This is a genomic window from Nonomuraea fastidiosa (assembly GCF_042751225.1).
Lineage (GTDB): Bacteria > Actinomycetota > Actinomycetes > Streptosporangiales > Streptosporangiaceae > Nonomuraea > Nonomuraea fastidiosa.
Map to the genome: position 1 here is coordinate 4,659,971 of NZ_CP170570.1, position 18,513 is coordinate 4,678,483.

Annotated in this window: 16 protein-coding genes; 11 read left to right on the plus strand and 5 right to left on the minus strand. The window is 72.1% G+C overall.

The window, feature by feature from the left end:
- Positions 1-308 precede the first annotated feature (308 nt).
- The 3 genes from mrdA to ACFMQL_RS21715 are packed head-to-tail and all read left to right on the plus strand — an operon-like array spanning position 309 to position 3,396.
- A complete protein-coding gene (gene mrdA / locus ACFMQL_RS21705) occupies positions 309-2,231 on the plus strand; it encodes a penicillin-binding protein 2 (RefSeq protein ID WP_378786796.1) in 1,923 nt (640 codons plus the stop codon).
- Positions 2,228-2,998 carry an FtsW/RodA/SpoVE family cell cycle protein gene (locus tag ACFMQL_RS21710; protein WP_378786798.1) on the plus strand — a complete coding sequence of 257 codons (771 nt, stop codon included), beginning with the start codon at positions 2,228-2,230 and terminating at the stop codon, positions 2,996-2,998. Before mrdA ends, ACFMQL_RS21710 begins: the two co-directional genes overlap by 4 nt.
- Complete coding sequence (locus tag ACFMQL_RS21715) at positions 2,920-3,396, plus strand: FtsW/RodA/SpoVE family cell cycle protein (protein ID WP_378786799.1); 477 nt, start codon at positions 2,920-2,922, stop codon at positions 3,394-3,396. Before ACFMQL_RS21710 ends, ACFMQL_RS21715 begins: the two co-directional genes overlap by 79 nt.
- Positions 3,397-3,398: 2 nt before the next feature.
- Here the strand turns inward: ACFMQL_RS21715 and ACFMQL_RS21720 are convergent, their stop codons facing one another.
- The 3 genes from ACFMQL_RS21720 to ACFMQL_RS21730 all read right to left on the minus strand — a co-directional run bounded on the left by ACFMQL_RS21720 (position 3,399) and on the right by ACFMQL_RS21730 (position 7,251).
- On the minus strand, positions 3,399-4,949 hold the full coding sequence (locus tag ACFMQL_RS21720) for an FAD-dependent oxidoreductase (RefSeq protein WP_378786801.1): 1,551 nt from the start codon (positions 4,947-4,949) through the stop codon (positions 3,399-3,401).
- On the minus strand, positions 4,946-6,430 hold the full coding sequence (gene glpK, locus ACFMQL_RS21725) for a glycerol kinase GlpK (protein ID WP_364061077.1): 1,485 nt from the start codon (positions 6,428-6,430) through the stop codon (positions 4,946-4,948). The genes ACFMQL_RS21720 and glpK overlap by 4 nt, the downstream gene beginning before the upstream one ends.
- Positions 6,431-6,504: 74 nt before the next feature.
- Positions 6,505-7,251, minus strand: coding sequence for an IclR family transcriptional regulator (locus ACFMQL_RS21730; protein WP_378786802.1), 747 nt, complete (start codon positions 7,249-7,251; stop codon positions 6,505-6,507).
- Positions 7,252-7,348: 97 nt separating this feature from the next.
- Between ACFMQL_RS21730 and ACFMQL_RS21735 the strand changes: the two genes are divergently transcribed.
- Positions 7,349-7,969, plus strand: coding sequence for a TetR/AcrR family transcriptional regulator (locus ACFMQL_RS21735; protein ID WP_364061083.1), 621 nt, complete (start codon positions 7,349-7,351; stop codon positions 7,967-7,969).
- A gap of 49 nt (positions 7,970-8,018) precedes the next feature.
- Here ACFMQL_RS21735 and ACFMQL_RS21740 read toward each other — a convergent pair whose 3' ends face one another.
- Positions 8,019-8,534, minus strand: a complete 516-nt coding sequence (locus tag ACFMQL_RS21740; RefSeq protein ID WP_364061086.1) for a hypothetical protein — start codon at positions 8,532-8,534, stop codon at positions 8,019-8,021.
- Positions 8,535-8,644: 110 nt separating this feature from the next.
- Here ACFMQL_RS21740 and ACFMQL_RS21745 point away from each other — a divergent pair, with 110 nt between their 5' ends.
- Positions 8,645-9,223 (plus strand): YqgE/AlgH family protein, encoded by a 579-nt coding sequence (locus tag ACFMQL_RS21745; RefSeq protein WP_364061089.1) that lies wholly within the window; start codon positions 8,645-8,647, stop codon positions 9,221-9,223.
- Between the two features lie 189 nt (positions 9,224-9,412).
- On the opposite strand, the gene ACFMQL_RS21750 is transcribed toward ACFMQL_RS21745, so the two are convergent.
- Complete coding sequence (locus tag ACFMQL_RS21750; protein WP_364061092.1) at positions 9,413-10,027, minus strand: TetR family transcriptional regulator; 615 nt, start codon at positions 10,025-10,027, stop codon at positions 9,413-9,415.
- Positions 10,028-10,187: 160 nt separating this feature from the next.
- Here ACFMQL_RS21750 and ACFMQL_RS21755 point away from each other — a divergent pair, with 160 nt between their 5' ends.
- From ACFMQL_RS21755 to ACFMQL_RS21780, 6 genes are all read left to right on the plus strand, one after another.
- Entirely contained in the window at positions 10,188-11,783 is a 1,596-nt protein-coding gene (locus tag ACFMQL_RS21755) for an MFS transporter (protein ID WP_364061095.1), read from the plus strand.
- Positions 11,784-11,933: 150 nt separating this feature from the next.
- Complete coding sequence (locus ACFMQL_RS21760; protein ID WP_364061098.1) at positions 11,934-12,191, plus strand: DUF3039 domain-containing protein; 258 nt, start codon at positions 11,934-11,936, stop codon at positions 12,189-12,191.
- 75 nt (positions 12,192-12,266) lie between these two features.
- A complete protein-coding gene (locus tag ACFMQL_RS21765; protein WP_364061101.1) occupies positions 12,267-13,214 on the plus strand; it encodes a zinc metalloprotease in 948 nt (315 codons plus the stop codon).
- A gap of 23 nt (positions 13,215-13,237) precedes the next feature.
- Positions 13,238-14,623: an MFS transporter gene (locus ACFMQL_RS21770; RefSeq protein WP_364061104.1), complete on the plus strand. Its 1,386-nt coding sequence runs from the start codon at positions 13,238-13,240 to the stop codon at positions 14,621-14,623.
- A 1,253-nt stretch (positions 14,624-15,876) separates the two neighbouring features.
- The gene (locus tag ACFMQL_RS21775; RefSeq protein ID WP_378786805.1) at positions 15,877-16,389 is read left to right on the plus strand and encodes a hypothetical protein; all 513 of its coding nucleotides are present in this window, start codon (positions 15,877-15,879) and stop codon (positions 16,387-16,389) included.
- A gap of 124 nt (positions 16,390-16,513) precedes the next feature.
- Positions 16,514-18,265, plus strand: a complete 1,752-nt coding sequence (locus ACFMQL_RS21780; protein WP_364061110.1) for a DEAD/DEAH box helicase — start codon at positions 16,514-16,516, stop codon at positions 18,263-18,265.
- Positions 18,266-18,513 lie beyond the last annotated feature (248 nt).

Here is an 18,513-nt window from a genome sequence, read left to right on the forward strand (position 1 = left end):
GCGCAGCGCGCTGCTGTTCTGCCTGGCCGGATACGCCGCGGGATGGCTCGCCCGCAGGCTGCCGGGCACCGCCGGGGTGTTCGCCGCGAGCGCGGCCGGCGGCCTGCTCCCGGTGCTCGCCGCGCTGCTCCTGGGTGTCTGGCCGGGCGCGCCCGCGCCGGAGCCCGGCCACGTGGCGGACGCCACGGCGGCCATCGCCCTGCCGGACGCCGGAGCGGCGCTCGCCGCGTTCCCGTGCAACCTGATCGCCGGCCCGCTGATGTGGCGCCTGCTGATCCGGCGCCGCCGGGCTTCACGGAGACTTCCCGATGCGACACTCACGCTTCCGGCTGCCACTGGTGCACCTGCTGGTGGCGGTGCTCTTCATCACCTTGCTCGGACGGCTGTGGCAGGTGCAGATCGTGGACGGCGAGCGCTACACCCGAGCCGCCGTCGCCGACCACGTACGCCGCATCGCCATCCCGCCCGTGCGCGGGCGCATCCTCGATGACCGGGGCCGCCCGCTGGCCCGCAACCGCGCCGAGATGACGGTCTCGGTGGACCGCGTGGCGCTGCGCCGCCAGCCCGACGGCGGCCGCGCCACGCTGCGGGCGCTGGCCGAGCTGCTCGACCGGCCCTACAAGGAGCTGGCCAGGCGGATCCGGCTGTGCGGGCCGAAGGTGGGCAAGCCGTGCTGGGCGGGCTCGCCGTACCAGCCGATCCCGGTCGCCGAGGGGGTGGCCGAGCGCAAGGCGATGCAGATCGTCGAGCGTCCCGAGCGCTTCCCCGGCGTGAGCGCGGCGCCCGCCCCCGTACGCGACCACCCGCGCGGCGAGCTGGCCGCGCACGTGCTCGGCTACCTGTCGCCCGGCGAGGGCAAGGGCGCCGACGGCCTGGAGGCCGCCTACGAGGCCGACCTGAAGGGCCGCCCCGGCAGCAGGGAGGTGGTGGTGGACAGCGCGGGCCAGGTGCTGCGCACGGTGCGCGAGCAGCCGCCGGTGCCCGGTTCGACGCTGGTCACCAGCATCGACGCGGACGTGCAGCGGGTTGTGGAGCGCGCGCTGAGCAAGGCGGTACGCGGCGCGCGCGGCGCTGACTCGGGCGCGGCCGTGGTGATGGAGGCGCGCACCGGCAGGATCGTCGCGATGGCCTCCGCCCCCGGCTATGACCCCCGCGTGTGGACGGGCGGCATCGACCAGGCCGACTACCGGAAGCTGACCAGGGACGACCGGCTGCTGTCGCGGGCCGTTCAAGGTCAGTGGCCGCCCGCGTCCACCTGGAAGATCGTCTCCACGGCCGCCGCCGCGGCCTCCGGCTACCCGCTCGACGGCCGCTACGACTGCCCCGGCTCGTACCAGGTGGGTGACCGTGCGTTCCGCAACGCGGGCGGCGCGGACCTCGGCACCATGAACCTGCACCGCGCGCTCGTCGTGTCGTGCGACACGATCTACTACCGCTTCGCCGAGCAGCTCTGGGGCAAGGGCGACGACGAGGCCATGCAGCGCATGGCGCGGGCGTTCGGCTTCGGCGCGAAGACCGGCGTGGACCTGCCCGGCGAGGCCGCGGGACGGGTGCCCGACCGGGCGTGGAAGAAGGCGTTCTGGGAGGCGACCAGGGACGAGACGTGCGAGGCGGCACGCAAGGGCTACCCGGAGGTCGCCAAGAAGGACCCCCGCAGGGCCGCCTACCTGAAGGCGGTGGCCGCCGAGAACTGCGCGGGCGGCTACGCCTGGAGCGCCGGAGACGCCGCGAACTTCTCCATCGGCCAGGGCGACGTGCTGGTCACGCCGCTGCAGCTGGCCCGCGCGTACGCGGCGCTGGCCAACGGCGGCACGCTGTTCAGCCCGCGCGTCGGCAAGGAGGTGCGCGGCCCCGACGGCGCCCTCGTACGGAAGATCACCCCGCCCGTCGCGGGACGCCTGCCGGTGCCCGCCAAGACCCTGCGCTACCTGCGCGACGCCCTGGCCGAGGTGCCGAGGTCGGGCACGGCGGCGCAGGCGTTCGACGGGTTCCCGTTCGGCAGGCTGGCGGTGGCCGGCAAGACCGGCACGGCCGAGGCGTACGGGACCACCGACACGTCCTGGTTCGCCTCCTTCGCCCCCGCGAAGAAGCCGAAGTACGTGGTGGTGGCCGTGGTCTCCAAGGGCGGCGCGGGCGGCGAGGCCGCGGCGCCCGCCGTCAGGGAGATCTGGTCCGGCATGTACGGCCTGGAGGGCCGCAAGGCCGCGCTGCCCGAGCGGAGCCGCCGATGACCGCCACCCAGGATCCCCAGGTCCTGCGCCGCCTGCGCGCGGACGGCGCGCTGCCGGGCCCGCGCCGCCGCGGGCTGCTGCGGCTGCTCAAGGCCGTGGACTGGCCGCTGCTGCTGCCCGCCCTGGCGCTCTCGCTGGCCGGCGTGCTGCTGGTCTGGTCGGCGACCCGGCCGAGGATGGCCGCGGCCGGTGACGACCCGCAGACGTACCTCGTCAGGCAGTCCGTGAACGTGCTGGTCGGCCTGGCCGTCATGGCGGTGGTCGCGCTGCCCGGCCGTGGCGCGCTGCGCGCCTGGGCGCTGCCCGCCTACCTGGTGAGCGTGCTCGGCCTGGCCGCCGTGCTGACCCCGCTGGGCAGGACCGCCAACGGCGCGCAGTCGTGGCTGAGCATCGGCGGGCTTGAGCTGCAGCCGTCGGAGCCGGCCAAGGTCACGCTGGTGCTCATGCTGGCCGTGCTGCTCGCCGAGCGCTCGCGCAGGCGGGTGCCGCTCGCGCTGGCGGCGGCCGGGCTGCCGCTCGGCCTCATCATGCTCCAGCCCGACCTCGGCACCGCGATGATCATGGTGATGACCACCGGCGGCATGCTCGTGGTGGCCGGTGTGCGCTGGCGGTGGCTGGCGCTGCTGGCCGGGGCGGGGCCGGCGCGGCGGTCGCGGCCTGGTTCCTCGGGCTGCTCCGCCCGCACCAGGTGCAGCGGCTGCTCACGTTCGCCGACCCGATGGCCGACCCGCAGGGCGCCGGCTACAACGCGGCGCAGGCGCTGGTGACGGTCGGCTCCGGCGGGCTGTTCGGGCGCGGGCTGTTCCACGGCGACCAGACCGGCGGCAGGTTCGTCCCCGAGCAGCACACCGACTTCATCTTCACGGTCGCGGGGGAGGAGCTGGGCTTCGCCGGCGCGGCGCTGCTGCTCGTGCTGCTCTGGCTGGTGCTGCACAGGGCGCTGGCGATCGCGGCGGCGGCCGCCACCCCGTACGGCAGGCTGGCCGCCGCCGGCATCGTGTGCTGGCTGGCCGCGCAGACGTTCATCAACGTCGGCATGGTGGTGGGGCTGACCCCGATCGTGGGCGTGCCGCTGCCGTTCGTCTCGTACGGCGGCTCGTCGATCGTGGCCTGCCTGGCGGCGGTGGGCGTGCTGATGTCCGTACGCCGCCAGGCGAGCCGGTGACTTCAGGCCAGCAGTTCGGCGATCTTCGCCCGGACCTCGGGCGTGTCCAGGCCGCGTACGGTGAGCGTGGTGCGGCGGCGGACGATGTCGTCCACCGTGGCCGCCCACTCGTGGTCGCGGGCGTAGACCGCCTGCGCCCAGATGTCGGGCCCGTCGGGGTGGATGCGCTCGCCGAGCGACGGGTCCTCGCGGATCATCCTGGCCAGGTCGAACGCGATCGACCCGTAGTGGGTGGCGAGGTGCCTGGCGACCAGCGGGTCCATGCGGGCATCGCGCTCGCGGTCGGTCCACAGCCGCATGGCCACCGCGTCGGGGCTGGCCAGGCCCGGCAGCGGCACCGCGGGCAGCGGGGTGACCAGGTCGTCGCCGAGCGGCCGGTCCGGCAGGTGGGCGAGGATGTCGAACACGTGCTTGCCGATGTGCCGGTACGTCGTCCACTTGCCGCCCGCCACCGACAGCATGCCGCCTGAGCCCATGGTCAGCACGGTCTCCCGCTTGGCCGCCGTCACATCCTCGGGCCCGCCGGGCAGCACCCGCAGGCCGGCGAAGGCGTAGGTGATGTCCTCGTGCCTGAGCTGGGTGTCGCGTACGGAGTGCCCGGCCTCGTCGAGGATCTGCGCGATGTCGGCCTCGGTCGGGCGGACGTCGGCCGGGTCGCCCACGTACTCCTCGTCGGTGGTGCCGAGCAGCAGGTGGTCCTCCCACGGGATGGCGAACGACACCCGATACTTGTCGATCGGCGTGGTCAGCGCCGCCTTCCACGGCTCGTGACGGCGCAGCACCAGGTGCGCGCCCTTGGACAGGCGGATGCTCGGCGCGGCGTCCGGGTCCTCCATGCGCCGCAGGTGGTCCACCCACGGCCCGGTGGCGTTGAGCACGAGCCTGGCCGAGACGCCGAACTCGGTGCCGTCGAGCCGGTCGCGCAGCTCGGCGCCGCACACGGTGCCGTTCGTCTTGCGCAGGTCGACGACCTCGGCGTGGTTGAGCACGGTGGCGCCCGCGTCCACGGCGGCCCGCACGGTCATGACGGCTACGCGGGAGTCGTTCATCTGGTGGTCGCCGTAGACGGCCGCGCCGCGCAGCCCCTCGGTGCGCAGCGCCGGCACCTTGGCCACGGCCTGGTTCGGCGTGATCACCTTGCCCATGCCGTCGCCGAACACCGACAGCGCCGAGTACAGGAACACGCCCGCGCCCAGCTTGGCCGCGCCGTGCGGCCCGCCCTTGTAGATGGGCACCAGGAACGTCAGCGGCTTGACCAGGTGGGGGGCGATGTCGGCGGCCAGCGCCCGGCGCTCGCGGTGGTTCTCCGCCACCAGCTTGACGTTGCCCGTCTGCAGGTAGCGCAGGCCGCCGTGGACGAGCTTGGACGAGGCGCTGGAGGTGGCGCCGGCGAAGTCGCCCGCGTCCACCATCGCCACCCGCAGCCCTGCCTGGGCGGCCATCCAGGTGACCGAGGTGCCGAGGATGCCGCCGCCGATCACCAGCAGGTCGAAAGTGGTGGTGGAGAGCTCCTCGCGGACCTGTGCCCGGTCGGTGCCGATCGTGGTCGTCATGCACACTCCTCCTGCTCGACCCAGTCGAGGGTCCTGGCCACGGCCTTCTTCCAGTTGCGGTATTCGCGCTCGCGGACCTGCTCGTCGATGGCCGGCCGCCACTCGGCGGCCTTGTGCCAGTTGGCGCGCAGGCTGTCGAGATCGGGCCAGTAGCCGGTGGCGAGGCCCGCGGCGTACGCGGCGCCGAGCGCGGTCGTCTCCGACACCATCGGCCTGATCACCGGCACGGCCAGCACGTCGGCGAGCGTCTGCATGAGCAGGTTGTCGGCCGTCATGCCGCCGTCGGCGCGCAGCGTCGTCAGGTCGAGGCCGGAGTCGGCGTTCATGGCGTCGACGACCTCGCGGGTCTGCCACGCGGTCGCCTCCAGCACGGCCCGCGCGATGTGTCCCTTGGTCACGAACCCGGTCAGCCCCGCGATCACGCCCCGCGCGTCGGAGCGCCAGTGCGGAGCGAACAGCCCCGAGAAGGCGGGGACGAAGTAGCAGCCGCCGTTGTCGTCGACGGTCCGCGCCAGCGTCTCGATCTCGGCCGCGCTGGAGATCAGGCCGAGGTTGTCGCGCAGCCACTGCACCAGCGAGCCGGTGACCGCGATGGCGCCCTCCAGCGCGTACGTGGCCGGTCCCGCGCCGATCTGGTAGCCCACGGTGGTCAGCAGGCCGTGCTTGGAGACCACCGGCTCGTGCCCGGTGTTCATCAGCAGGAAGCTGCCCGACCCGTACGTGCTCTTCACCTCGCCGGGGGAGAAGCAGGTCTGGCCGAACAGCGCCGCCTGCTGGTCGCCGAGCGCCGACGCCACCGGGACGCCGTCCTGCGTGCGCCCGTAGACCTCGGCCGACGGCCGGATCTCCGGCAGCATGGCGCGCGGCACCCCGAGCGCGGCCAGCAGCTCGTCGTCCCACTCCAGCGTGTGGATGTTCATCAGCATCGTGCGGCTGGCGTTGGTCACGTCGGTGATGTGGCGGCCGGTGAGGTTCCACAGCAGCCAGCTGTCCATCGTGCCGAACAGCACCTCGCCGCGCTCGGCCCGCTCGCGCAGGTCGTGCTCGTCGAGCAGCCAGCGGATCTTGGGCCCGGAGAAGTAGGTGTGCAGCGGCAGCCCGGCCCGCTCCCTGAACAGCGGCTCCCGGTCGGCCAGCGACCTGGTCAGCGCGTCGGTGCGGGTGTCCTGCCAGACCACCGCCGGGCAGACGGGACGGCCGGTGTCGCGCTCCCACAGCACCGTGGTCTCGCGCTGGTTGGTGATGCCCAGCGCGGCGATCTGGCCGTTGTCGATGCCGGCCCCGCTCACCGCCTCGGCCAGCACGCCGCGTACGCATTGCCAGATCTCGCCGGCGTCGTGCTCGACCCAGCCCGGCCTGGGGAAGATCTGCCGGTGCTCGCGCTGGGCGACGGAGATGATGTGGCCGCCTTCGTCGAAGACGATGCACCGGCTGGACGTGGTGCCCTGGTCGATGGCTGCGATGTAGTGCGGTCGAGGCACTGGGTTCCTCGCTAGTGCTCCGGGTTCGACAATGCCGAACGAATGCTATGTGGTGGGTGGTAGGTGTTCAAGTGTCATCTGGCCAGGTCACGAGTGATCGCCCGGGCGGCGTCCCGTACGTAGGAGACGTACTCCATGTGCAGCTCGCCGCCGGGCGCGAGCCGCTCGACGGCGCCGCGGATGCCGATCGCGCCCACCACCAGGCCGCGCGGGTCCTTGATCGGCGCGGCGATGGCCACCTCGCCCTCCGTCAGCTCCTCCATCTCCGCCGCCCAGCCGCGCGATCTCACCAGATCGAGCTCCCGCTCCAGCGCGGCCGGATCGGCCAGCGTGTTCTTGGTGTACGGCTCAAGGGGGCCTGGCGGCTCGTCGTAGGGGTCGTAGGCGAGCAGCACCTTGCCCAGGGCGCTCGCGTGCGTCGGCAGATACGTGCCCACCTGCAGCGTCTGCATGCTGTTGTCGGGGCGGAAGACGTGGTGGATGACCAGCACGTGGCCCTCGTGCAGGGTGCCGATCCAGGCGCTCTCCCTGCTGCGGCCGGCCAGCGCGTCGGCCCAGTTGATGGAGCGGGCGCGAAGCTCGTTGACGTCGAGGTAGCTGCTGCCGAGGTGGAGCAGGGTGGCGCCCAGGCGGTACTTGCCCGTCTCCTGGTCCTGCTCGACGAAGCCCACCCGCACGAGTGTCCGCAGGATGCCGTGTAGCGTCCCCTTCGGCAGGCCGAGCGCCCTGGCCAGCTCGGCGACCCCGAGCTGGCGCGGGCCGGAGGCGAGCAGCCGCAGGATCGCGGCGGCTCGTTCGACGGACTGAATCGTCTCTCCCACGTGAGGGACACTAGCGCACTTTCGTTCGGCAATGCCGAACGCGAACCTAATGGAACGCCAGTTTCGATAAGCTGTCGGCAGACGGCGAGGAGACTCGATGGACCGACCTTCCCGTTCGGCGGGAACCGTGCGGCCGGGCGGCCGCACCGCGCGGGTGCGCGCCGCCGTGCTCGAGGCCACGCAGGACGCGCTGGTCGAGCATGGCTTCCACGCGCTGAGCATGGATCAGATCGCGGCCAGGGCGGGCGTCGGCAAGACGACCGTCTACCGGCGCTGGGGCACCCCCGCGGGTCTGGTGACCGATCTGATGAACGAGCTCGCGAACCAGTCCGCGCCGCACTCCGACACCGGCGGCATCGAGGGCGACCTGCGCGCGAACGCGCTGATGGTGCTGGAGGCGATCAACGACCCCCGGCTCGGCGCCACGTTCCAGGCCGTCATCGCCGCCGCCACCGGCGACGAGGAGGCGGCCCGCGCGCTGCGCACCTTCTACCGGCGCCGCATCGACGAGTGGGCGGCCGTCGTGGACCTCGCCGTCGCCAGGGGCGAGCTGCCCCCGGGCACCGATGGGAAAGAGCTGATCAAAGCCGTCTCCGCGCCGCTGTACTACCGGCTGGTCGTCACGCGCGAGCCGGTCACGCGGGAGGCCGCGCTGGCCTCCGTGGACCGCGCGCTCGCCGCCGCCAGGGCGGGCGCGTTCGTGGCGGAAACCGTGTGACAAGGCGTCCGTGACAGCGGGTTCGGCCTGGAAGGCGCGTGAACCCGTGTCACGATGAGCGTGGCCAGATCGAGCCGTACCACCAGAGGATCCCGCCCATCACGACCATGCCGCCCGCGGTGGCGAGCTTGCCCAGCAGGTCGGTGGGCGGGCCGGTGAACGGAAGCTGCCGGCGGTGGTGGCCCCACGGGCAGTCGTTCTCCACCCGGGTCGAGTCGATCAGCGTCTCCGGCGTGCTGTCGCTCACCGAGAACGCCTCAATCTCGGCGCTGCTGCCCCTGCGCACCTTCACGTGCCGGACGATCGACTTGCGGGCCGGGATCGACCCGCTGGCCACGCTCTCGCCGTCGGCCTTCAGGTCGAACCTGACCATCTGACGGGTCTGGTTGTGCAGCCGTACGGTCGCCCGGCCCGTACGGCAGGCCACGTCGTCCACCGTCATCGTGAACGGGTCACCGGTGTCCGACCCCGGCCAGGCGTGGGCGGGCGACGGCAGCAGCAGGGGAAGGAGCACGAGAGCCGCCAGTGGCAGGCAGGCCAGGACGAGACGAGTACCGATGCGCATGGCTCCCCCCGAACGTGATCTTCGCTACCTAAAGTTCCCAAGCGTGCACGAAAAGTAACATGGGGGGATCGGGGGAGCGCGCACCCCCGGTGAGCCTTCATGATGGATGTATGGCGGAAGCGATCTACGTCGGCGGGTTGTTGGTGGCGACGCCGCTTCTCGACGACCCCAACTTCCGGCGTAGTGTCGTGCTGATCCTGGAACACGACCACGACGGCGGAACGTTGGGCGTCGTGCTCAACAGGCCGAGCGACATCTCGGTGACCCAGGTGCTCCCGGTCTGGGATCCTCTCGTCACCGGGCCGCCGGTGCTGTTCGAGGGCGGGCCCGTGCAAACCGACAGCGCGCTCGCATTGGCCGCGGTCCCGAGCGGCGAGGAGCCCCTGGGCTGGCGGCGGCTGCACGCCGGCACCGACTCGGTGGCCAGGCTGGGCACGGTCGACCTCGACGCGCCCCCCGAGATCCTTCAGGGCGAGATCGCGCAGATGCGCATCTTCGCCGGGTATGCGGGGTGGTCGGCGGGCCAGCTCGAAAGCGAGATAGCCGAAGGCGCCTGGTACGTCGTCGACTCCGAGGTCGGCGACACCTTCCACGCCGACCCCGCGTCCCTGTGGCGGCAGGTGCTGCGCCGCCAGCGCGGGGAGCTGGCGTTCGTGGCGACCTGCCCCGACGACCCGACCATGAACTGACCGTTCTCCCCGCGAGTTTTCCCGCAAGCGCTCGCCTGCGGCCTTCGGGGGCGCGCGCTCGCGGCGGGCCTTGTACGGCCTCCGCCCGCGGCGGGCCCTGTGCGGCCTCGGCTCGCGGCGGGTGCGGGCGCGCTGCCGGGAGGGCGCGCCCGGGGACGCGGTCGGCGGCTCGTGCGGCGCCGCCGCGAGTCAGGGCTGCTGGTCCCACCCGGGGCGCAGGCAGCGCTCGGTCATCTCCAGCGTCTGCGCCATGCGCTCCTTGATCTCCGCCATCGACGTGGTGTTGCGCGGGCACTCCATGCCGACGCGCATGGCGGACAGCGCGAACGCCACGATCAGGTGGGCGAACTGGTCCTCGTCCGGGTCGGTGCCGCGGCGGGCGGCGATCTCCGCGGCCAGGCGGCGCTGGGTCTCCGCGCTTCTGGCCGCCGAAAGCCCGACCAGGTGCGGGTAACGCTCGAAAAGTCTGCGGAGCTTGAGGAACCTCTCCACGTCCTCCGGCGTTGACTCCTCCAGGTCGGCGAGCACGGCGCGCAGCCCGCTCATCAGCGAGGCGAACGGCGGCTCGTCGTGCGGGCGTTCGGCCAGGGCGTCGAGCATGATCGCTTCACCGTGGTCGTGGAACCACAGCACCAGGTGGTCCTTGCTGGTGAAGTAGCGGAAGAAGGTGCGAGGGGAGATCTCGACCGCCCCCGCGATCTGCTCGACGGTGGTCGACTCGTACCCTTGTTCGAGGAAGAGGTCGAGCGCGGCGTCGAGGATGGCGGCGCGCGTCTTCTCCTTCTTGCGTTCCCGCAGACCCACTGTCGTCACTCCCTCGACATCGAACTGTCACAGTGTGCCATAAGTCATAGCCCGCCATAAAAAAGTCAGTTGTGAAGTGTCATACTGTGTCATTAGATTACCTGAGGCTTGACATACATGTGCCCTGATCTTGGGCGACACGTGGGAAATAGGGGGATTTATGGCTCACGCGAAGGCGGTCGACGCACCGTCATCGCCCGGCCCGGCCGAGACGGGGACCGGGGGCAACCCGTGGCTTGTTCTGCTGGCGGTCAGCCTGGGCGTCATCATGGTGATGCTCGACGGCACGGTCGTCGGCATCGCGAATCCGGTCATCCAGGCCGACCTGAAGGCGTCGCTGTCCGACCTGCAGTGGGTGACCAGCGGCTACCTGCTGGCGCTCGCGGTCTTCCTCATCACCGCCGGCAAGCTCGGTGACCTCTTCGGGCACAAGCGGGTCTTTCTCATCGGTGTGGCGGGCTTCGCCTTGTCGTCGGTGGGCATCGGCTTCAGCGCCGAGCTCGCCGACATCATTCCCGGTGTCACCCCCATCGGCGCGCTGATCGGCCTGCGGGTGGCCCAGGGTCTGTTCGGCGCGCTGTTGCAGCCCGCCGCGCTGGCGCTGCTGCGCGGCGCGTTCCCCGGCCCCAAGCTGAACCAGGCGATGGGCGCGTGGGGCGCCATCATCGGTCTGTCCAGCGCCGCCGGGCCGATCGTGGGCGGCCTGCTCGTCGACAGCGTCAGCTGGGAGTCGGTCTTCTTCATCAACGCCCCCGTCGGCGTCATCGCGCTGATCATGGGCATCATCCTGATCAAGGAGAACCGCGCGCAGACCCTCGCCAGGATCGACTGGCTGGGCGTGGTGCTGCTGTCGGGCGCGATGTTCTCGCTGGTCTGGATGATCATCAAGGCCCCCGACTGGGGCTGGGGCGACAGCACGACCCTGACGTTCCTCGCCGTGTTCGTGGTGCTCATCGGCCTGTTCATCTTCTGGCAGAGCCGCGCGAAGCAGCCGCTGGTGCCGCTGTCGCTGTTCGCCAACCCGTCCATCTCCATCGGCACCTTCCTGATGATGATGGTCGCCTTCGCCATGTTCGGCGCGATGTTCTTCCTGGGCTTCTTCTTCCAGGGCGTGCACGGCCTGGCGCCGCTGGAGGCGGGCCTGCGCATGCTGCCGATGAGCGCGGGCATGATCTTCGCCTCGCCGCTGGCCGGCATGATGCTGAGCAGGTTCGGCCCGAAGCTCACCATGGCCGGCGGCCTGCTGATCACCGCGTTCGCGATGTTCCTCATGTCGCGGCTCGGCATCGACGCCACGTTCATCGAGAGCGCCATCCCGTTCGTGCTGCTGGCCTTCGGCCTCTCGCCGGTCTTCGTCGGCGCCACCGAGATCATCGTGGGCAACGCGCCGGTCGAGCTGAGCGGCGTCGCGGGCGGCGTGCAGCAGTCGGCCATGCAGGTCGGCGGCGCGCTCGGCACCGCCATCCTGGGCGCGGTGATGGCGTCGGAGATCTCCAGCAAGATGCCCGGCTACCTCGGCCCGATCGCCCAGCAGATCCCGCCGGAGCAGATGGCCGCGCTGGAGAAGGCCGCCGCGTTCGGCGCGGCGCCTCCCGGGCTGCCCGAGCCGATCGTCAACGCCGTGCACAACTCCTTCATGGACGGCATGCACCTCGCCTTCGTCGTGAGCACCTGCATCGCGGTGATCACCGCCGCCCTGACGATGTTCGTCAAGGCCGGCAGGAAGACCGAGGGCGCACCGGTCCACATGGGCTGAGCCCCGGCGCGCGTACGCACGGCCTCCGTCCTTCCGGGGCGGGGGTCATTGCGCACGCTGGGCCCCGGCGCGCGTACGCACGGCCTCCGTCCTTCCGGGGCGGGGGCCGTCGCGCTCTGCGGGGTCCTGGACGGGCATAAACTCGATGGGGTGAGCACGAAGATCCTCCCAGAGCAGGAGACCACTCCGCGGACGTCGCACGGCGACGGCGATCACGAGCGGTTCGCCCACTACGCGGACAAGCACAAGATCACCGAGAGCATGGTGACCGGCACGCCCATCCGCGCCCTGTGCGGCAAGGTCTGGGTGCCCAGCCGTGACCCCAAGAAGTACCCGGTCTGCCCGGAGTGCAAGGAGATCTACGAGAGCCTGCCGCCCGGCGGTGGCGAGGGCGACGACAAGCAGTGAGTGTTGCTGAGCGGTAATCCCCGTACGGAGCGTTACGGTCTGTAGCCAGATCGTCTCGCAACCGTGGGGGATTGCATGGTCCGGCGCGCGACCGCCGTCTCGTTGGCATGCCTGTTCGCGGCCGGGCTCGTCCCGCCGCTGCGGCCGGGCGCGGCGCTCCCGCACGGATCGGCGTCCAGGTCGAAGGCCGAGCCGGAGGAGCGGTGCGACGACGGGCGGCCGGAGACGGCCGCTCCTGCCCGCGCTCCCGGCCCGCGATCGCCCAAGCCCGAAGACGTCGCCAAGGTCATCGCCGAGCTCGGCCGCCGCCTGGCCGGGGTCACCCCGCCGACGCGGATCACCGTGCCCACCCGGGTCCACGTGATCGCCGGCGCCGCCGGCCGCCCGGTCTCCGACGAGGCGGTCAAAGCCCAGATCGACGTGCTCAATTCCGCGTACGCCGGCAAGTTCGGCGGCGTCGACACCGGCGTGCGCTTCCGCCTCGACGGTATCGCGGTCCGGCACAGCGAAGCCTGGTTCACCGACCCCGTCGGCAACGAGAAGGTCATGAAGAGGGCCCTGCACGAGGGCGGGCCCGGCACGCTCAACCTCTACATCGCCCAGCTCAGCGAGCTGATGCTGGGCTTCGCCAGCTACCCGTACTGGTACGAGGGCGCGCCCGCGCTCGACGGCGTCGTGATCGACTGGCGCAGCCTGCCCGGCGGCACGATGACCAACTACAACCAGGGCTTCACCGGTGTCCACGAGATCGGCCATTGGCTGGGCCTGTTCCACACGTTCGAAAACGGCTGCCGCGAGCCCGGCGACGGCATCGACGACACCCCGGCCGAGGCCCGGCCCACCGAGGCGTGCCCGCAGGACAAGGACACCTGCGCCGACCGGCCGGGCAAGGACCCCGCGCACAACTTCATGGACTACTCGCACGACCGCTGCATGTGGGAGTTCACCGCAGGTCAGGCCCGACGCATGCACGAGATGTGGGCGGCGTTCCGTGCCCCGGCGAGGGGCAGGTCGGAGGTCTGAACCGGGCGAACTACGATGTGCGGGTGACAGCACCAAAAGCACTCGACACTCCCATGAAGCCGCCAGGCATCTTCAACCCCGCATACCGGGCGGCCACCTTAGGGATCCTGCTGGTGGTCACGCTGATCGCCTTCGAGGGCATGTCGGTCGGGGTGGTCATGCCGTCCATCGCCGACGAGCTGAACGCCCTCGACCTGTACGGCATCAGCTTCTCCGCCTTCCTGATCGCCAGCCTGTTCATGAACGTCGTGGCCGGGCTCTGGTCGGACCGGCGCGGCTACCCGGCGCCGTTCCTGGCCGGCGTGGTGCTGTTCGCCGCCGGCATGGCGCTGGCCGGGGCCGCGTCCAACGCCGGGATGTTCCTTCTCGCGCGGGTCGTGCAGGGGCTCGGCGGCGGCGCCGCCATCGTCGCCCTGTACGTGATGATCGCCCGCGTCTACCCCATGGACATCCGGCCCAAGGCGTTCGCCGCGATCTCCGCCGCCTGGGTGGTGCCCGCCATGGTGGGGCCGTCCGTGGCCGGGTTCGTCGGCGACACGTGGGGATGGCGTTACGTCTTCTACGGCATCGTCCCGCTGGTCGTGCCCGCGCTGGTGATGCTCGTACCGGCGCTGCGCATGGGCTCCGAGCACGAGGCCGAGCCCGCCACGGGCCCGCGCTCCAGGCCCGTGGCGATGACGCTCGCCGCCACCGCGACCGCGGGCGGCGCAGGGCTGCTGCTGTACGGCGTGGACGGGCTGCACCGCGACGCCATGCCCGCCGCCTTGGAGAGCGCGGCCGGGCTCGCGCTGGTCGTCTTCGGCCTGTACCGGCTGCTGCCGCCGGGCGCGCTGCTGCTGCGGCGCGGGCTGCCCACGACCGTCCTCATGCGCGGCTTCTTCTCCGCCTCCTTCTTCGGCGTCAACAGCTTCATCCCGCTCGCCTTGCAGGAGGTGAAGGAGTTCGACACCACCTCGGCGGGCATCGCGCTGACCACCGGCGCGCTGGGCTGGTCGGCGGGGGCGTACCTGCAGGCCAGGCACTCCGCCGAGGCGCACAAGCGGATCAGGCTGGGCGCGGGCTGCGTCACCGCCGGCATCCTCGTCAGCCTGCTGTCGGTGCTGCCGGGCGTCACGGGGTGGGTCGCCGTGCCCGCGTGGATCATCGCCGGCCTCGGCATGGGCTACGGCATCACCACCGTCAACGTCACCGCGCTCAAGCAGTCGCCGCTGAACGAGCAGGGCGCGAACTCGGCCGCGCTGTCGGTGTCCGACCAGTTCGGCTCGGCGCTGTCGGTCGGGATCGGCGGCGCGCTGGTGAACGTGATCGGCCATGCCCCGTCCCAGATCGCCACCGGATTCCTCGTCATCTCCGGCCTCATGGCCGCCATCGCGTTCAGCGGGACCCTGCTCGCCGGGCGCACCCGCTGAAATTTCCGTCCCTCCCGTCACAGTCGTCACAGTTCGCCTGCCGGCGATCGCAAGGAGTGATAGGACAGCGGGCAGGGAGGTGACATGGAAGGTGATCACCGGGTCTGGCCCCCGCTGCCGGGGCCCAGGCACCGCCGTCCTTCGGCTCCTTCGCCGTCGCCTTCCCCCGACCGGCCCCAGCTCGATCAGCCACCGCCCGATCAGCCACCGCCCGATCGGACACAACCCGATCGGACACAACCCGACCGGCTTCCGTCCGACCGGCCCCCGTCCGACCAGCCACTGTCCGTCCGGCGACCGTACGGCCAGCCACCGCCCCGGGCCGACCAGCCACCGCCCCGGGGCGCGCAGTCCCCGCCCGGCCTGACCGCGGTTCCGTCCGAGGACGCCGAGCCTCCGGCCGGTCGAACCCGGCCGCCGGGGGATGGTGCCGCGCCTTCCGGTCCGGCGCCGGGGGGTGATGCCGCGCCCCCCGCCGGTCTCGCGCCGGAGGGCCGTGCTGCGACCTCCGCCGGTTCCGTGCCGGGGGTGGTGCCGCGCCCCCCGCCGGTCTCGCGCCGGAGGGCCGTGCTGCGACCTCCGCCGGTCCCGCGTCGGCGGGCGGCGACCCGCTGACCGCCGTACCGTCCCCGCGCCCCAGGACCATCCGGCCGCCGTACCAGGACGACCGCCGCCGGGCCGAGCAGCACTGGGCGGAGAGCCGCGGGACCGCCTCGGACCCCAGCCGGCAGCCGCCGCCCGCCTGGGGACGCAGGCGGGCGCAGGACCGCGCCGCCGAGCCCGCCTGGGGCGCGGAACCCGCCGGGCCCGCAGGCCCCGTCAGCGGGGAGGGGAGCCGCCGCAGGCGGCCGCACGACGACGGGCCGGACCGGCAGCGGTCCGGCGACCCCGGCTGGGGCGGCTCCGACGGCTCGGGCTGGGCGCGTACCGAGGCCCAGGGCTCCGGGAGGGACGGCGACGACGGCTGGGGACACGACCCCGCCTGGGCGCGTGACGAGGACGCGGGGCGGAGGCGGCGGCATCCGCTCGATCTGGAGCCGGACAAGGAGTTCTGGGGCGAGGACGACCTGGACGACGACGCGGACGACGACGAGCCGTCCTGGAACCCGCGCATCCGCGGCGCCGTCCGCCAGAGCGGCGCCGCCGACGACGACCTGCCTCCCTCGGCCCGGCTCTACCGCTCGCCCACGGCGCCCAAGCAGCACGCCACGCGCGCCCAGAGCGGCGCGGGGACGGCCAAGAAGGTCGCGGCCGTGCTGGCGGCGCTGGCGGCCGGTACGGCGCTCGTAGCGGCGGCCACGAGCGCCGCCCTGCGGTTCGTCGCCCCGCAGCCGGAGGCGGACCGCCTGAGCGACTCGCTGGCCGGGGTGGCGGCGCCGTTGCCCGAAGGCTGGCGTACGAGCCCGGTGCCGCCGGTGACGGGCTTCACCTCGGTCGCCCGCGACGGCGACGGCGCGGTGGTGATGGCCCGCCCGGTGCCGGGGCCGATCGAGGACGCGAAGAAGACCGCGGCGCAGGCCGCCCAGCTCTACTCCAGGCTGCTGCTCAAGGGCGACCGCGTGACGGTGGTGGACGACCGCGGCACCCGGGACGGCTACACGCGGGCGCTGCGCGCCGAGTACCGCGATGTGGTCAACCGCCCGGCGTTCCTGCGCGTGATGCTCGTCACTCGTGAAGACCAGCCGGTGCTGCTCGTCGGGCTGCTGCAACCCGAGGACCAGGCCCGCAGGCAGGCGCTCGAGGCGGTCATGACGAGCCTCCGATAAGCCGCATAGCACGTGAGGAGAACCTTGGCCAGAATCCTCGTCTCACGGCACGTCTTGTCGGTGGCCCCGATTACCCTTGGATCACTGTGAGAGAGCGAAGCACACCAACCCCAGAGGTGATGCGGTGAGCACCTTCGCCGCGTCCCACCTATCGCCTTCCTATCCAGATCGGGCCGCCTGGGGCACCGCTCCCAAGCTGCGCGCCTGGCAGCAGCAGGCGTTCGACCTCTACTTCAGCCGCGAGCCGCGTGACTTCCTCACCGTGGCGACGCCGGGCGCGGGCAAGACGACCTACGCCCTGCGCATCGCCAGCGAGCTGCTCGCGAGGGGCGTGGTCAAGGCGGTCACGATCGTGACGCCCACCGAGCACCTCAAGCGCCAGTGGGCCGACGCCGCAGGGCGGGTGGGCATCGCCGTCGATCCCGAGTTCAAAAACAGCCAGGGCACCACCTCGCGCGACTACATCGGGGTGGCGGTGACCTACGCGCAGGTCGCCATGCATCCGGCGCTCCACAGGGCTCGCACCGAGGCCCGCAAGACGCTCGTCATCTTCGACGAGATCCACCACGCGGGCGACGCCAAGTCGTGGGGCGACGGCGTCCGCGAGGCGTTCGAGCCCGCCACCAGGCGGCTGCAGCTCACCGGCACGCCGTTCAGGTCCGACGACAACCCGATCCCGTTCGTCACCTACGAGGAGGACGCCGAGGGGGTCAAGCGCAGCGTCTCCGACTACTCCTACGGCTACGGTCCCGCGCTCGCCGACGGGGTCGTCCGTCCGGTGATCTTCCTGGCGTACTCCGGCGAGATGAAGTGGCGCACCCGTGCGGGCGACGAGATCGCCGCCTCGCTCGGCACCCCGCTCACCAAGGATCAGCTCTCCCAGGCGTGGCGGGCCGCGCTCGACCCCAAGGGCGACTGGATCCGCCAGGTCATGCACGCGGCCGACCGCCGGCTCACCGAGGTGCGCAGGGGCGTGCCCGACGCGGGCGGCCTGGTCATCGCCACCGACCACGAGACCGCCCGCGCGTACGCCCGCCACCTGCGCAACATCACCGGCGAGACCGCCACGGTGGTGCTCTCCGACGACCCCGGCGCGTCGAAGAAGATCAAGCAGTTCTCGGCCTCGCAGGACCGCTGGCTGGTGGCCGTGCGCATGGTGTCGGAGGGCGTCGACATCCCCCGCCTGTGCGTGGGCGTCTACGCCACCTCCACCTCCACGCCGCTCTTCTTCGCCCAGGCCGTGGGCCGCTTCGTGCGCGCACGCAAGCGCGGCGAGACCGCGTCCGTCTTCCTCCCCTCGGTGCCGACCCTCCTGGGCCTGGCCAACGAGATGGAGGCCGAGCGCGACCACGTGCTCAACAAGCGGCCGCCCGAGGACGGCCTCGACGACACGCTGCTCGAACAGGCCAACCGCCAGAAGGACAACCCCGACGTCCTGGGCGACGAGCTGCCGTTCGAGACGATGGAGGCGACCGCGACGTTCGACCGCGTGCTCTTCGACGGCGGCGAGTTCGGCACCGGCGGCGCTGTGGGCTCCGCCGAAGAGGAGGACTTCCTCGGCCTGCCCGGCCTGCTCGAGCCCGACCAGGTGGCCACGCTGCTGCGCAAGCGGCAGTCCGAGCAGCAGGCGGCGCGGCGCAGGCAGCAGGCGGCCCAGCCCAAGCAGGAGCTGGCTCCGCACGAGCAGATCGCCGAGCTGCGCCGCGAGCTCAACGGCCTCGTCGGCGCGTGGAACCACCGCACGGGCCAGCCCCACGGCGTGATCCACAACGAGCTGCGGCGGGCCTGCGGCGGGCCGCCGATCGCGCAGGCGACGCTGGAGCAGATCCAGGAGCGCATCGCCATGATCCGCCGCTGGGCCACCCAGCGCCGCTGACCGTCCCGGCCGGCGGCGCTTGGCTCCCCGCCCGGGACGGGCTCTGTACCCGGGACAAGCCCTGCGCCCGGGTCGGGCTCTTCGCCCTGGACGGGGGGAGGTCCCTGGTTATCCCAGGTCAAGGGATATGAGGCTGGCCGTCACGTTACGTGACTATGCGCATTTGGTCACAGAGCGCTGGCCATCTGTTAGAAGCTCGACGGAACCGGCAACAACACTCTTGGCTGTCTTGGGATACGCAGAAGGAC